At 66.5% G+C, this 15617-nt stretch carries 12 protein-coding genes; 2 read left to right on the forward strand and 10 right to left on the reverse strand.

Features of this window, described 5'->3' with window-relative positions:
* Nucleotides 1-22 precede the first annotated feature (22 nt).
* The gene (locus D2E24_RS03765; protein WP_125968000.1) at nt 23-1438 is read left to right on the forward strand and encodes an ATP-binding protein; all 1416 of its coding nucleotides are present in this window, start codon (nt 23-25) and stop codon (nt 1436-1438) included.
* A 221-nt stretch (nt 1439-1659) separates the two neighbouring features.
* Here D2E24_RS03765 and D2E24_RS03770 read toward each other — a convergent pair whose 3' ends face one another.
* The 9 genes from D2E24_RS03770 to D2E24_RS03810 form a co-directional block, all read right to left on the reverse strand.
* Nucleotides 1660-2190, reverse strand: coding sequence for a GtrA family protein (locus D2E24_RS03770; RefSeq protein ID WP_125968001.1), 531 nt, complete (start codon nt 2188-2190; stop codon nt 1660-1662).
* Complete coding sequence (gene gluB / locus D2E24_RS03775; protein ID WP_125968002.1) at nt 2183-4633, reverse strand: beta-glucosidase GluB; 2451 nt, start codon at nt 4631-4633, stop codon at nt 2183-2185. The genes D2E24_RS03770 and gluB overlap by 8 nt, the downstream gene beginning before the upstream one ends.
* A gap of 377 nt (nt 4634-5010) precedes the next feature.
* Nucleotides 5011-5661: a helix-turn-helix transcriptional regulator gene (locus D2E24_RS03780; protein ID WP_164520988.1), complete on the reverse strand. Its 651-nt coding sequence runs from the start codon at nt 5659-5661 to the stop codon at nt 5011-5013.
* Nucleotides 5642-6325: a DUF3990 domain-containing protein gene (locus tag D2E24_RS03785; protein ID WP_125968003.1), complete on the reverse strand. Its 684-nt coding sequence runs from the start codon at nt 6323-6325 to the stop codon at nt 5642-5644. The genes D2E24_RS03780 and D2E24_RS03785 overlap by 20 nt, the downstream gene beginning before the upstream one ends.
* A 149-nt stretch (nt 6326-6474) precedes the next feature.
* A complete protein-coding gene (locus tag D2E24_RS03790) occupies nt 6475-7191 on the reverse strand; it encodes a LytR/AlgR family response regulator transcription factor (protein ID WP_164520989.1) in 717 nt (238 codons plus the stop codon).
* 138 nt (nt 7192-7329) lie between these two features.
* Nucleotides 7330-7782 carry a MerR family transcriptional regulator gene (locus D2E24_RS03795; RefSeq protein WP_125968005.1) on the reverse strand — a complete coding sequence of 151 codons (453 nt, stop codon included), beginning with the start codon at nt 7780-7782 and terminating at the stop codon, nt 7330-7332.
* Between the two features lie 216 nt (nt 7783-7998).
* Nucleotides 7999-10884, reverse strand: a complete 2886-nt coding sequence (locus D2E24_RS03800) for a beta-glucosidase (protein ID WP_125968006.1) — start codon at nt 10882-10884, stop codon at nt 7999-8001.
* Nucleotides 10885-11528: 644 nt separating this feature from the next.
* Nucleotides 11529-12173 carry a sugar O-acetyltransferase gene (locus D2E24_RS03805; RefSeq protein WP_125968007.1) on the reverse strand — a complete coding sequence of 215 codons (645 nt, stop codon included), beginning with the start codon at nt 12171-12173 and terminating at the stop codon, nt 11529-11531.
* 101 nt (nt 12174-12274) lie between these two features.
* The gene (locus D2E24_RS03810) at nt 12275-13684 is read right to left on the reverse strand and encodes an MATE family efflux transporter (RefSeq protein WP_241222836.1); all 1410 of its coding nucleotides are present in this window, start codon (nt 13682-13684) and stop codon (nt 12275-12277) included.
* Nucleotides 13685-13832: 148 nt separating this feature from the next.
* Here D2E24_RS03810 and D2E24_RS03815 point away from each other — a divergent pair, with 148 nt between their 5' ends.
* Nucleotides 13833-14909 (forward strand): AraC family transcriptional regulator, encoded by a 1077-nt coding sequence (locus D2E24_RS03815; RefSeq protein WP_241222837.1) that lies wholly within the window; start codon nt 13833-13835, stop codon nt 14907-14909.
* Nucleotides 14910-15125: 216 nt separating this feature from the next.
* Here the strand turns inward: D2E24_RS03815 and D2E24_RS03820 are convergent, their stop codons facing one another.
* The gene (locus tag D2E24_RS03820; RefSeq protein ID WP_125968008.1) at nt 15126-15497 is read right to left on the reverse strand and encodes an MGMT family protein; all 372 of its coding nucleotides are present in this window, start codon (nt 15495-15497) and stop codon (nt 15126-15128) included.
* Nucleotides 15498-15617: the final 120 nt, after the last annotated feature.

Consider the following 15617-nt stretch of genomic DNA (forward strand, 5'->3'; position numbering starts at 1 on the left):
GCTCAGGGGAAGGCGGCAGATCATGACGTTCATCGGCAGAGCGGACGACCTCGCGTTCCTGCAGGACTGCTACGAGGATCCCAAAGCGCAGCTCGTAGTCCTGTACGGACGTCGGCGCATCGGCAAAACGGAGACGCTGTCGCACTTCACACAAGGCAAACCATGCCTGTTCTTCTCCGCGCAGATGGCCACCAAGGAGGAGCAGCTGGCGGAATTCTCCCGTCGCATGTTCGAGGAGGGCGCGCCGGCCGCCGCTTATCTGGACCGGTACGCCGACTGGCGGACCGCGCTTGTGGAGCTGACGAAGCTCCCGCCCCCCGCCGACGGGGGACGGCGCCTCGTCGTCATCGACGAATTCCCCTACCTCGTCAAATCGGACCCGTCACTCCCGTCCGTATTGCAGAACCTCTGGGATCACACCCTACGGCATGCGAACCTCATGATCGTCCTGTGCGGCAGCGCGATGAGCTTCATCGAAAAGGAGATCCTCTCGGAGAAGGCACCGCTGTACGGCCGTGCCACGGGAGTGCTGAAGATGCTTCCCATGCCGTATTGGGACGCGGTCCGCTTCTTCCCGGACTATTCCCCCGAGGAGAAGGCCATCGCATACGCCGTCCTCGGCGGCGTCCCCCAATACCTCGCCACATTCGATCCCGACCGTCCGCTCGACTGGAACATCAAACGCCATATCCTGCGCAGGGGCGCCGCATTGTATTCGGAACCGGAATTCCTCATGCGCGAGGAGTTCCGCGAAACCGCCAAATACAACACCGTCATCCGCGCCATCGCCCTAGGCGACACCAAGATCAACGACATCGCCACGCACACGCTGATTCCGGCCACCGCGCTGGGATTCTACCTGTCCGGACTCATGGAGACCGGCATCGTGGAACGCGAGTTCCCCGTCACCGCGGCGGTCGGCGAACAGGCGAAGGGCACGCGCGGCCTGTATCGTCTTCGCGACGACTTCTTCGCGTTCTGGTATTCGTTCGTCTATCCGAACCGTTCGGAATTGGAGTCCGGCGACGTCGACGGCGTGTATGAGGAGGTGGTGAGGCCGAATCTGCATGCGTTCGCCGCGCACGCATTCGAACGCATCAGCGCGGACTGGCTGATGCTGCAGAGCCGAAGCAAGGCGCTGCCCTACCGTTTGAACCGATGCGGACGATGGTGGGACCGGACCGACGAGATGGACGTGGTCGCGTTGGACCGCACGTCACGCAAGACCGTGGTCGGGGAATGCAAGTTCCGATCCGCCCCGATGGACGTTCCCGTGCTGGATCGGCTGCACATGCGCGCGATGAAGCTCGATGCGGACGAGCGCATGTATGTCCTGTTCTCACTCAACGGCTTCACCGCGCGGTTGGAGCGTATGGCCGACGCCGACGACACCGTACGGCTGGTGGACATCGACGAGCTGATGACCGCACAAGGATGATCCGCCGCCGACTCTCGGCCCCGAGTCACGCAACAGACCGGATTCCTGCGTGAACGGAGCAGCGGAGCATCCCCGGCTCCCGTGCTTCGATCACGAGAACGGGTGCGCCGGATAATCCGGCAGTCATGGAAAGGGCCTCCCTTTGCGGGGAGGCCCGGATATCCATGGATTCGCCGGGCGGGCGGGGGTGGGGAGGGTCCTCCGCCGCCCGGGCGACGTCATCACTTGCTCTTCGGCATGATCCAGAACTTGAGGATCGGGTAGCTGACGAGCACGGCCAGCAGCGTGTTGACCACGGACGCGATCGTGGTGGCGATCTGGCCGCCCAGGCCCAGGCTCACGCACAGCGAGGTCACGTAGCCCGGCAGCACCAGGTTCACGACGACGATCACCACGGCGAGGATCGCGTACTTCCACGCGGCGTCCTTGAAGCTGGAGTCGGACTTGAACACCCACTTGATCTGGACGATGAAGTTCACGATCTGGGCGATCACCTCGGCCAGCAGGAACGTCAGGAAGCCGCCCAGGCCGTTGCTCGTGTCGCTCGTGTAGTTGAAGATCAGGAAGCTGAACGGCTCGGTCAGGCCCATCGCGGTCACGAACACGGCGGTGCCGATCCACGCGACCACGAAGCGGGAGATCGTGGAGATGTTCGACAGCAGGTTGAACAGGATGAACTCCCAGATGTTCGGATGGTCCTTGATCCACTGGCGGATCGGGCCGAGCTTGGCGGCGTTGTTAGGCTCAGTCATGGTTCAGCTCCTTCTCGGTGTGCTTGTTGGCGGACTGGTTGCGGAAGAATCCTGCGATGACCCCTCCGAGGCCACGGAACGTGTGGCCGTTGGCGATCTTGACGATCGCGTCGACCATGGCCGAATCGACCATGCCCTGCGTCATCTTGCTCATCGCGCGCGGCGGCATGTTGAGGATGAACAGCGTGTTCAGATCCGGCGCGCCGGTCTTCTCACGCACCTTCGCCTCGCGGCTGATGAGCGTGCGGGCGACCGTGCGGGCGGTGAAGCCGCGCGAATCGGCCCAGCTGGAGATCGGGTCGTTGACCCCGAGCACGGTCGGCTTGCCGGGGGCGATGACCTCATGGCCGAACAGGGTGGCCATCTCGGCGTCGGTGACGTGCTTGACGTCGCCGGTCAGGTAGTGTCCGAGCGCCGGGTCGGCCGGCTTGGCGTCCACGTCGCCGGCGACGGCGAACGGGGTCGCCAGCGGCAAATCGGCGGCGTTGTCGCCCACGGCGAGCGTCCAGATGCCCGATTCGACGGCCCACTTGTTCGCGGCCATGTCGAAATGACGGAACGTGTAACGGTCGAATTCGATGCGGACCGTCTTCGACTCGTGCGCGTCGAGCCACACCTTCGTGAAGCCCTTGAGCTCGCGCGCCGGGCGCAGCACGCCGTCGGACGGGCCGGAGACGTACAGCTGGGCCACGGTCGCGCCGGCCACGTCGGAGTCGTTGGTGACGGTGAACGAGACGCCGGTCTCGTCGGCGACGAGGTTCGTGTAGGAGAACGCGCTGTAGCTCAGGCCGTAGCCGAACGGGAAGCGCACGTCCACGCCCGCGGTGCCGTAGTAGCGGTAGCCGACGAACGGGCCCTCGCGATAGATCGCGTCGCGGCCGATCGCCGGATACCAGCCGGCGGACGGGCAGTCGTCGTAGCGCATCGGCCACGTCTCGGCGAGATGGCCGGACGGGTTGACCTCGCCGGTCAGCGCGCGCACGGTCGCGGACGCGCCGGCCTGGCCGGACAGGCCCACGTACAGCACGGCGGCCACGTCGTCGAACCACGGCAGCTCCACCGGGGAGCCGGCGACGAGCACGACGACGACCGGCTTGCCGGTCGCGGCGAGCGCGGCGACCAGATCGTTCTGCACCTGCGGAATCGCCATCGTGGAACGGTCGAGGCCCTCGGATTCGCTGCGCTCGTCGAGGCCGACGACCGCGAGCACGGCGTCGACATCGCCCTGCGCGGCGAGCGCGACGGCCGCGTCGGACAGCGCGCGGTTCTCGGCGCCCTGACGGTCGTAGCCCTGCTGGTAGCCGGCGACGGTCACGCCGGTGCGCCCGGCGGCTGCGGTCAGCTCGTCGACGATGTTCTCCTCGCGGGTCGCGTTGACCTTGGACGAGCCGGAACCCTGGAATCGGGGCGTCTGAGCCATGTCGCCGACGACGGCGACGCGCATGCCGGCACGCAGCGGCAGGGCCGCGCCGGCGGCGGTCGCGGCGTTCTTCAGCAGCACCGACGATCCTTCGGCGACGCGGCGCGCCACCTCATGGTGGGCGGCGGCGTCCGCATCCGACAGCAGGTCGTCGCGGCCGACGCCGGTCAGCTTGGTGACGGCGGCGATGCGGGCGACCTCGGCGGCGCGCGCGTTCAGATCGGCTTCGGAGAGCGTGCCCGCCTCGACGGCGCCGACCAGCTCGCGCACGGACGTGTAGCCCGGCGACGGCATTTCAAGCGAACCGCCGGCCTTGACGGCGGCGACAGCGGAGTTGGAGCCGCCCCAGTCGGAGACGACCATGCCGTCGAAGCCCCACTCGTCGCGCAGGATGTCCTGCAGCAGATGCTTGTTCTCGTGCGCGTACACGCCATTGATCTCGTTGTAGGAGGTCATGATGGTCAGCGGGGCGGCCTCGCGCACGGCGATCTCGAAACCGGTCAGGTAGATCTCGCGCATCGTGCGCTCGTCGATGACCGAGTTGGACGCCTGGCGGCGCAGCTCCTGGCTGTTGACCGCGAAATGCTTCGGGCAGGCGGACACGCCGTTGGACTGGATGCCGCGGATCAGGCCGGCGGCCATGCGGCCGGCGACGATCGGATCCTCGGAATAGTACTCGAAGTTGCGGCCGCACAGCGGGTTGCGCTTGATGTTCAGGCCCGGGCCGAGCAGCACGTTCACGTCGAGGTCGTGCGCCTCCTTGCCCAGCGCCTTGCCCATCGTCTCGGCCAGCGCCGGATCCCACGAGTTGGCGACCGTGCCGGCCGTCGGGAAGCAGGTGGCGGGCTTGGACGCGCCCAGACCCAGATGGTCGCCCTCGCCCAGCTGACGGCGCACGCCGTGGGGGCCGTCGCTCATCACGAAGCTGGGGATGCCGGCGCGCTCGTTGCCGCGCGAATCCCATTCGGAGCCGCCGGACAGCATCGCCGCCTTCTCGACCACGGAGAGTTCTTCGAGTTCCATATCGTTCTCCCTTGCCTGTGCCCGCTCCAGTGCCTGCGCACCGTCGCGGGCGGCCGTCGCGCCGCGCCCTCACTGCTCTCGGCTTTCGCCTTCGCGCCACGCCACGGCCGTCTTGCCGTTCTCCGACGAACCTGCCGTGCCACATCGCGGGCACCGCTTCCGTGCCATGCCCATGCCGCGCGCCATTCCGCCGCTGACTTCGATTGAACCAGCCCGCGCCGGGGCATGCGCGGCCCATTACACAACCTGTCGTTTCCCGCGCACGATTGGTCGGGAGTAAAACCGCGCCGCTGCCGAGTGCCGGACAGTGACCCGGCGTTCGGCTTCTCGACATCGTCAAGGAGTCTGCACCGTAACTTCCCGATCATTTCGGGAAGCTACGGTTCCAGCAGATCTTCGATGCGGCAGCCGAGCGTACGGGCCAAAGCGAGCACGGTGGAGACGGAGGCCTTGGCGAGGTCCTTGCGGCGCTGCTCGTACATTTGGATGGAGCGCAGGGTGACGCCGGAGCGACGGGACAGTTCGGATTGGCTGAGTCCGGCACGCACGCGGATCGTATGCAGCCGGGAGTCGTCCTCGATGCGATTGCAGGCGGCCCGCCCGTCGTACACGTCGACGAATCGGCTTTCGTCGGCTTCATGCAGAGTCGGGTACAGTCGCACGATATCGTCGAACGGCAGCACGTCGAGAATATCCGCGAACCGCACCCCCCTGGCCCATTGGCAGTATGCGAGCGCCCATCCGGCCCAGTATTCGGGGGTCGAGCCGGCACGCGGCGCGGCGGGCGGCATATCGATGATGCGCACCCAGCCGGTCTGCCGCATGATTTCGGCCACCAGTTCTTCGCCGGACATGCCGCACACGTATTTGGGTGTGCCCCGTCCGAAGAGCTCGGCCGCCTCGGAGGCGGCGAAGAAGTCCGCGAACAGGCCGGCCGGCAATCCGCAATCGTTCAGCGCGTAGTCGAATGCGCCGGCCAAGTTGGCCATGGCGTCCGGCAGGTATGTCTCATCGTATGCGGGGATCATCGTTGGTCACCTTCTCGCGGATGATGTCGCGCATGAACAGGCCGTCGAGATCGGTTTCCGCGCTGTTGCGGCGGTAGGCGTCACGGGCCGTGCGGTCGCGCTCGTTGCGCAATACGTGGTAGGTCGATGCGCGTGCGATTTCGCAGCCTTGGAAGCGCAGCGCCGCGAACGCCCGGGGACTGATGAGTACGATCTGCTTGCCGAGCTCGCCCAGTCGCATCGCCTCGGCGAGCTGATCGAGGGAAATCGCGTTATTGACGAAAGCGCGGGCGAAGGAGAAATACGAATCGTCGGCACGATATCCGACGATGACGTCGGCCTGACTGATATCCGGCAGAAACACTTGCTTCAGGTACTCGATGCCTTGCGTGGCGACGGCGGTGGTCGGTTGGAAGCGACGGTTCTCGACCAACAGGGCCAGCCAGTTGAGGATGGTGTAGGGCGGCCGGGACAGGTCCAGGAAGGCGAGACCGTCGGTGGCCAACGTGTATCGATTCGCAAACCCGTCATCCAGTCCCGCGCACGCCCATTCCTTGGCCAGCTCGATGCTGCGCGTGCAATAGAATCCGCGGCCGTAGTCGTTGTTCGGCTTGCCCAGCCCGTATTCGGGCTGCCTGATGACGTGCGAGGAGCCGTGCCACAGCTCGATCGAGGAGGTCTCCATTGGCCGACTCCTTATCTCCGTCTCCCGCCTTACATACCCATGATCATATCACCACAGTGATAGTCATAAGGTCATGGAACCGCTCAGACTCAGGTCACGCATTCCGCCGCATCCCGCGCCGAATCCGCACCCCGACCCGGCCGGAGAGCCTAGGCGGCGGTGATGTAGTCGGCGACGGCCTGCAGCAGGGCCGGCCGGCGACGGCGCGACACGGCCAGGCGCGTATCGTCGCGCATTAGGCATGTGGCGCGGTCCACCGCGGCCACATAGCGCAGGTTGACCAGATAGCAGGAGTTGGCCACGGCGAATCCGCGCGGCTCCAGCTGCGGGATGAAGCTTTTGAGCGTTCCGGTGAACTCGTAGGCGCCGCCCACCGCATGCACGATGATCTTGTGCCGCACGCATTCCAGGTACGTCACGTCGCGCACCGGCACGCGGGCCACACCGGCGGCGGTCGTGAACGTGAGCGTCTCCTCCACGCCGCGCGCGAGACGGCGGGCCACGCAGCGGTCCATCTCGCGGGCGAACGCGTGGTAGTTGACCGGCTTGAGCAGGTAGCTGAGCGCATCCACCTCGTAGCCGCGGATCGCGTACTGGGCCATGTTGGTCACGAACAGCAGCGACACGTCGGCATCGCGTTCGCGGATCGTGCGCGCCGTGTCGAAGCCGTCCATGTCGCCCATCTCCACGTCGAGCATCACCACGTCCACGTCGCTGCGGTAGGCGGCGAGCAGCGCCTCGCCGGATTCGTATTCGCGGATCGTGAATCGCACATGGCCTTCATGCTCCGATTCGTAGCGCTCCAAGGCCGCGCGCAGGTCGCGCCGCGCGGTCGCGTCGTCGTCGGCCACCGCCACCGTCATCATCTCGCACATCGTCGTCCGCCTCCCCGGTCGTCTCTCGTCTTCGCGCCGTCGCGTCTCCGCGGCTCCGCTTCGATGCGACGCTTCGATGCGACCAGTGAACGACCTTGCACTTGGTTCAAGGCAACCGACGATCGCGGTTCACTGCATGTTCTGTCGTTTTCGGCGCATGTTCTGCACCGTGTCGATCATCGCCGTCTCGTTGAGGATGCGGAACGTCTCGTCGTCGACGCCGTCGGCGAGCGCCTGCCGGCATCGGGCGCGGCTTTCGTCGAGGATGGCGAGCGCGTCGGTCAGTTCGCCGATGCGCCGGCGCACCTGCTCATAGTGGTCGTCAAACGCGTCGAGCCGTTCCCGGATGCTGCCGCCGTCGCCGTCGCACCAGTCGGCGAACCGTCGGATCGTGCGTACGGGCATGTCGGCGAGGCGCATGTAATCGACGATGTACAGTTCGCGGACGGCCGCGTCGTCGAAGACGCGGTAGCCGTGTTCGTCACGTTGGCCGGCGGGCAGCAGGCCGTGGCGGTCGTAGAAACGGATCGCGGATGCGGGGATGCCGGTCTCCTCCGACACCTGTTTGATCGTGCGCAGCATGACGTCTCCCTTCGCCGCCCGTCGGCGACCGTCGCCGTCGACATGACCATCGTAGCGTGCGGTCGCATGCGAAACGGGGCCGCCGTCCGCGATCGTATGCGGACGACGGCCCCGTCATCTCGGGATCGTCGGCGATGATGCCGGCTGCCTGACGACCGTCATCGGACGGCCGTCGGGCGGTCTGCCGCCGTCAGCCGACGGCAGGCCGGGGGGAGGTCACTTGCCGGCGGCGACGGTCACGACCGTCTTGCGGCGGGCGAGGTAGCGGCGGATCGCGAGGGCCTCCAGGGCGAGGACCAGCACGACGGTCACACCCCAGGCGACGTGCATCGCGGTCTGCCACATCGGGGTGTCGACCTCGGGCTCGCCGTTCTCGTACATCCAGCTGTTGGCGGCGGTGTACAGGATGTTATGGCAGGCCTGGCGCATCGCCTTGACGGACGCGGCGCTGTGGTCGGTGATGTGGTTGGTGGTCTCGGTGGTGGCGAGCATCGCGTCGTTGCCGTTGCGGATCGCCTGGTCGCCGTACATGTAGCCGGCGCCCTCGAAGTAGTCGGTGAGGACGAAGCCGCGGAAGCCCCACTCGTCACGCAGGACGGTCTGCAGCAGGCTGGAGTTGCCGCCGGCCCAGGTGGCGCCCACGTAGTTGAAGGAGCTCATGACCGCGCCCGCGCCGCCTTCCTTGACGCTCATCTCGAACGGCTTGAGGTAGATCTCGCGGATGGCCTGTTCGTTGGCCCACGTGCACAGCATGCTGGCGCGGTTGGTCTCCTGGTCGTTGAGGGCGAAGTGCTTCATGAACGAGTACACGCCCTTCTCCTTGGCGCCGGCGATCTGCTGGGACGCCATCACGCCGGACAGGAGCGAATCCTCGGAGAAGTACTCGAAGGTACGGCCGGAGAACGCGTTGCGGTGGATGTTCATGGCCGGCGCGTACCAGCCGGACACGTGCATGTCGCGGGCCATCTGGCCGATCATCTCGCCGAAGCGCTTGGCCAGGTCCTTGTTCCATGTGCAGGCGAACGAGGTGGAGGCCGGGAAGCCGATGGAGCCGACGCCGGTGAAGTTGTTGTTCAGCGCGGCGGGGCCGTCGGCGTCGGTGAGCTGCACCTTGCCGATGGAGCTGATGGCCTGGGTGCCGTAGCCGGCGTTCGCGATGAGGCTGTCCATCTCGTCGAAGGTGAGTTCGTCGAGCAGGTCGTCCCACTGGGCGTCGTCGTAGTCCTTGCCGGTCAGGTCGGCGAGGCGGACGCCGTTCTTCGCGCCGGTGGTGGGCATCTCGTCGGAGTCGTCGTTGTGGGCTTCGAGGTCGTAGTTGGAGATGTTGGTGAACATCGCCTTGAGGTCGTCGCTCATGGTCAGGCTGGCCGGGGCGGCGGTGGCCTCGTCGTAGTTGGCGAAGTGGTCGGCGCGGCTCAGGTAGGTCACGTCGCCTTCGGCGTCGTCGAACTGGTTGGTGGCCACGACGGCGTCACCGTTGTGCGTGTTGTCGTCGGAGTCGTAGGTGATCGTCTTATCGACGCTGATGGTCTGCTCGGCGATCGTGGTGTGCGAGTCGGACTGGATGGAGATCTCGTAGTCGCCCTGCTCCAGCACGTACGCCTTGGCCTTCTGATAGTCGTAGGATGCCATGTCGTCGTCATCGAACTCGATGCTGACGGTCTGCGATGCGCCCGGCTCCAGCAGGTCGGTCTTCTCGAAAGCGACCAGGTTGGCGGAGGCCTTCTCGATGCCGCCGTTGGTGTACGGCGGGTTGTAGTATGCCTCCACGACGTCCTTGCCGGCCACGCCGCCCGTGTTGGTGACGGTCACGTCGAAGCTGACCTTGCCGTCCTTATAGGTGACGTCGCCCATCTCCTGCTTGAACGTCGTGTAGGACAGGCCGTAGCCGAACGGGAACGCGACCATGTCGTCGTAGTCGATCAGACCCTCGTCGGCGGCGGTCTCGTAGAAGCGGTAGCCGACGTAGATGCCTTCGACGTAGTCCACGAAGCTCGGCTGGCGCACATCGCCGCGGTTGTCGGTGTTGAACTCGGACATGTTGTCGTAGATGAACGAGCCGAAGTTGTTGTAGGTCGGGGTCTTCGTCAGGTCGGTCACGAACGTGTCGGAGGTCTTGCCGGACGGGTTGGTCTCACCGGCGAGGATGTCGCCCAGGGCGGAGAAGCCGGTCTGACCGGCCGGCGGGCACCACAGCACGGACTGGATCTGCGGATAGTCGTCCAGGAAGTCGAACTGGAGCGTGTTGGCGCCGTTGTAGACGAGCGTCACCTTGCTGAAGTTCTCGGTGACCAGGTCGAGCATGTCGCGCTCGGTCTGGCTGAGCTCGAGGAAGCTCTCGCCCTTCTGGAAGTCCTTGTACTCGGTGGAGTTGTCGGTGTAGGTGATGCCGTCGGCGGTCATGTCCATCGGCAGGTCGGCGCCTTCGCCGCCGACGCGGGTGAGCACCACGACGGCCTCGTCGGAGAACGCCTTCGCGTCGGCGATCAGATCATCGGAATACTGGGCGGCCGGCACTTCCGGCAGCGTCCAGTCCTGCGCCCACATGCCCACTTCCGGACGGTCGGCGCGGTAGTCGGTGTACAGCTTGGTCAGGTCGGCGTTGGTCTCGATGCCGGCCTCCTTGAGGCCGTCGAGCAGCGACGTGGTCGCGTACTGGTCGGACATCGAGCCGGAGCCGGTGCCGCCGTAGACCGGGTTGGTGGAGCCCCAGCCGAACACGTTGACCTTCTTGTTCGCCAGCGGCAGGTTGCCGTTCTCGTTCTTCAGCAGCGTGATGGCCTCGGATTCGACCTCCTTGGCGAGGTCGTTCGCCGCGGACACGGTCGAGTCCGACAGCTCGTACTTGGTGATGGTCGCGTTGTTGAGCAGCGTGGCCAGCGGGCCGGACAGCATCATCGACACGCTCACGACCGCGGCCACGAGCATGACGATCCACGATTCGCTGTGGATGAGCTTGCGTGCGGCGACGTCGGCGACCGTCTTGCGGTTGACGGCGAACGTCGCGATCAGCGCCAGCACGAGCACGACGCCGATGGCGATCAGATACGGCGTCACCGAACCGAGCACGGTGATGACGTCGGCCATGTTGATCTGCAGCATGGTCTTGCCTCCTCCTTGATGTCCCTACGGGGTTGCGGCGTTCGTGCCGACGTCTGGCCTTCTGCCCAAGGCACGTCGTCATGCCGCCGAGTCCATTCCATCAGGGGAAGGGCCGGCCGATGCCGGGCGTTACTTTTTCGGTACGGCTCGCGTCTTTTTCGGTCGGGTTCGCGGGAGGGTGGCTCTTCGCGTTTCGGCGTGTAGGGCCGTATGGCCCCGCATGCCGATCGGCTTGTGTGAACTTCCGATCTGAGGGGAAGAATCGGGGCCTTGCATGCTTCTTTCTTCCAACTGAGGGGAAAGAATCCCCGATGCCGAAGACCAGATTCCAGGGGTTTCCGGCCGAAAGGGCCCGACGGGACCGGAGTTCTCCCGCCAAGCCGTCCCCTCAGATCGCCGAAAGAAGCATGCAAGGCCCCGATTCTTCCCCTCACTTGGCCGATTGCGCGAACTCGGCCCGGGCATCGCGAATGCATTCGGACTCGGGTCGCGCAAACGCTGCCGGCCCCGAAACCGGAAGCATCGGAATCGGTGGATTCGGCATCCGACGGGCCGTCGCGCCGGCTCATCGTGCGATGGAATCCTTTGTCGCTTTTAGAATCCTTTAGAACTTTTTAGATTCTTTTAGAACTTTTTAGATTCTTTTAGATTTCACGGGCGGCGAGCGTCTCCTGTACGAGCTCGTCGTCGGCGAAGGCCATGCCGGGGCGGTATTCGGTCAGGTCGCGCTCGCCGATCTCGCGCAGCACGCGGCACGGCACGCCCACGGCGACCGTGTGCGCGGGGATGTCGTGCGTGACCACGCTGCCCGCGCCGATCGTCACGCCGTCACCGATCGTCACACCGGGGCAGATCGTCACGTTCGCGCCGATCCAGCAGTCGTCGCCGATGACGACCGGGTCGGCGAACATGAACTCGCGCATCGCCGGGTTGATCGGGTGACTGACGGTCGCGATGTTGACCGACGGGCCGAACATGACGCGCCGGCCGATCGTGATGCGGCCGTCGTCGATGAACGAGCAGTTGACGTTCACGTACGTGCCGTCGCCGATCGTGATGTTCGTGCCGTAGCAGAAGTAGAACGGCGGTTCGATCCACGCGGCCGCCGGCCGGTCCGGCGTGCCGAGGATCTCGCCGATGAGCTGCGCGCGGCCTTCCGTGTCGGCCGGGTCGAGCTCGTTGAAGCGCTTCATCCGCCGCTTGGCGGCGAGACGGTCCTCCGGCAGTCCTTCGCAGTAGTCGGTGAACAGGCGTCCGTCGGCGATGCGTTGGCGCATGGTGTCGTGCATGATGATGGTCCTTTCCGTGAGGCCGCGGCCGGTCGCGCGTCGGCGCGCGGCGATGGTTTCTTTTGGGGAGTGAGGTTGATGGGCGGGGCGGCCGACCGCCGTCAGCGCGTCAGGTCGCGCAGCCAGCGGTACGTGCGGTAGTGCGCGAACACGGCGGGCAGTTTGATCATCTCGTCGAGGTTGAGCAGCACGTATACGGCCATCACCGGCCAATGCCAGACGAACGCGGCGAGCAGGCCGAACGGGATCACGATCGCCCAGATCGTCACCATGTCGCACGCCAGGCCGAACCGCGAGTCGCCGCCGGCGGGGAACAGGCCGCCGACCGTCGTCGAATTGATCGACTTGCCGACCACGTAGTACGCGCACACGAGCAGCATCCCCGACAGGTAGCCGGTCGCCTCCGCGTCCAGCGTCGTCACGCGCAGGACGAACGGCCGCAATGCGACGATGACGCCGCCGATCGCCACGCCCAGCACGATCGCGGTGCGGCAGAACATGCCGCCGGCGCGGCGCGCGCGGTCCAGTTCGCCGCGGCCCATCATGCCGCCGATCAGGATGCCGCCGCCGCTGCCGAGGCCGGCGCACAGGCACACCAGCAGGTCCTTGACGATGTTCGCCATCGAATTCGCCGCCACCGCGGCCGACCCGAGATGGCCGAGGATGATCGTGTACGTCGCGAATCCACCGCCCCACGCGATCTCGTTGCCGAGGACCGGCAGCGTGTACCGCCAGTAGTCGCGTTCCAGCCGCCGGTCCGCGCGGCGCATGTGACGCCATCGCGGCGCGACGGATGCGACACGGCGGGCGGCGACGCACGACCATGCGCATTCGACGCCGCGCGATATGACGGTCGACACGGCCGCGCCGGTCACGCCCAGCCGCGGCAGGCCGAACGCGCCGAAGATCAGCAGCCCGCTGACGACGATGTGCACGGCGACGCCGACCATGCTGATCGCCGTGCCCGTGGCGGCCCGGCCGGTGTTCTTGAACAGGCACAGGTTGATCTGACTGACGCCGATCATCACGAACGCGACGGCCGTGACCGACAGATACCGGGCGCCCGGTCCGACCAGCGCCGTGTCGCCGGCGAGCAGGCGCATCAGCGGGCGCGGGAACGCGACGGCCACGGCGGCGAACGCCGCGGACAGTGCGATCGTGTGCGCCAGGACGAACGAGATGATGCGGCTGACCGCGTCCGCGTCGCCCTTGCCCCAGTACTGTGCGATCAGCGTGCTCGCGCCGATCGTGAACGCGAGCACGAACAGTTCGAACACGAACTGCACCTGCGTGGCGAGCGACACCGCCGACAGCGCATCCTGGTCCACGGCGGCGAGCATCACCACATCGAACGCATTCGACAGCACCAGCACGAACTGCTGGAACGCGATCGGCAGCGCCAACGGCCGCAGCGCGCGCAGGAAGCCGCGGTAGGTCAGCGGGGCGGGCTGGGCGGCGGATTCGACGGCCACGGCAGGACCGACTGGGGTCATGGGCTTCGACTGCGGCATCGCATCTCCTTTCGTCTCGCATCGGCCGGCGCCAGCGAACGCGCCCGCGACCTCATCCATTACATCGCCGCCGGCCGCCGCACACGGCGTCGGCGGTTGTACAATGCGCATCAGTTTGTGCACTATCTACCAAAACGGAGGTGCAGCCATGCAACGAGACACGGACCGCGACATCGACCGTGACGCCGCCCGCACGCCTCATGTCGACGAACCCGCCGTCCGCGATGCCGCCGGCCCCATGGTGGTGCGCGCGGACGGCTCGGAGCGCGTACGCTACGACTATCCGCTGTTCTTCTCGTACATGCGACGTGGCTCGCTCGCACGATATCCCACCATGCGCGCCGACTGCCATTGGCACGACGACTGGGAGTTCCTGATCGCCGAACGCGGCCATCTCACCTACTTCGTCGACGGCGAACGCGTGCGCATCGACGAAGGCCAGGCGATCTTCGTGAACGCGCGCCGGCTCCACTACGGCTACTCCGCCGACGGCACCGATTGCGAATTCCTGTGCGCGCTGCTCAACCCGATGCGCGCCGGCACGCCCCGCGACGTGCTCGAACGGCACATCCTGCCCCTCGGCGACGACGCGCGGCCACCGTACCTGCTGCTCTCCCCCGCCACCGGTGCGGTCGGCGATGCGCCCGGGAACGCGGCCGACGGCACGCCCGACGCCGCCGCCATCATCAGTACGCTGCATACGATGGCCGACGCCGTCGGATCGCCGACCACGTCGCTGACGACGCTCGCCGGCTTCTACACGATCGCGGAACGCCTGACGCGGCTGATGGACACGGCCGACGGACGCTGCGGCACGGACCGTTCGCCGTCGTCATCGGCGGTGCCGGCAACGGCGACGGCAACCGGGATGTCGGGCCGGTCGGCCCGGCAACCGCGGCTGCAATCGTTGACCGCGATGGTCGACTTCATCCAGGCGAACTACGCGCATACGATCACGCTCGCGCAGATCGCGGCCGCCGGCGCGGTCGGCCGCAGCACCTGCGCGACGCTGTTCCGCCGGCATCTCAACCAGTCGCCGATCGAATACGTGAACGACGTGCGCGTGCGCGCCGCCGCCGAACTGCTCGCCGGTACGGATCTGCCGGTCGGCGCGATCGCACCCCGATGCGGGTTCAACTCGCCGAACTTCCTCGCGCGCACCTTCCGCGTCGTCACCGGTGAAACGCCTCTCGCCTACCGCCACCGCACCCGGTTCCCGGGATGATGCACTCAGCCCCCCCCCGGCCTGATTGCGTGAGCTGAATACCAGTAATGCACCGATTCTCGGGCACAGGTCACGCAGAAAAGGCACATTGCGTGGCTGTAGTCCGAGAATCCCGGAACTCCTCGGACGCAGGTCACGCGGCAATCGGCGAGCACCGGCCGGCGGATAGCAAAACCGGTTGATAAAGGCGATAAAGCGGACAACAAACGGAGCGAATCAGGGGATCCAGCGGAAACGGGCCATGTCGACGCATCCGTCGGCGCGGAAGCCCACACCTTCGGCCTCCAGCAGGGCACGCTGGGCGATCCAGCCGGGCACCAGCCGACCCGACGCGGTCACGACCCGATGGCACGGGTAGGCGATGCGGCAGGCGGCGGCCGACCCGTCACCGGCATCACGATCGGAGCAGTCGGAGCGGCCGGCATCGCCGCCGGCGTACATGTCGACCCCGGCGAGCACGCGGCCGACCAGCCGCGCATTGCGCGGGCGGCCGATCAGCGCCGCGATCTGGCCGTACGAGGCCACCCGGCCGGGCGGGATATCCGACACGACCTCCAGCACGTCGCGCGCGAAACCATCCATCGTCATGCCGCCATCCTATCCGGCGACCGTCCACCGACGTACGCCCACCCCCACACATACGACGAACCGGCCGCGGCGCCAGTGATGCTGGCGGCCGCGGCCGGTCGCTTCTCTCTCCGGATGGTC

Source organism: Bifidobacterium samirii (assembly GCF_003952945.1).
GTDB lineage: Bacteria > Actinomycetota > Actinomycetes > Actinomycetales > Bifidobacteriaceae > Bifidobacterium > Bifidobacterium samirii.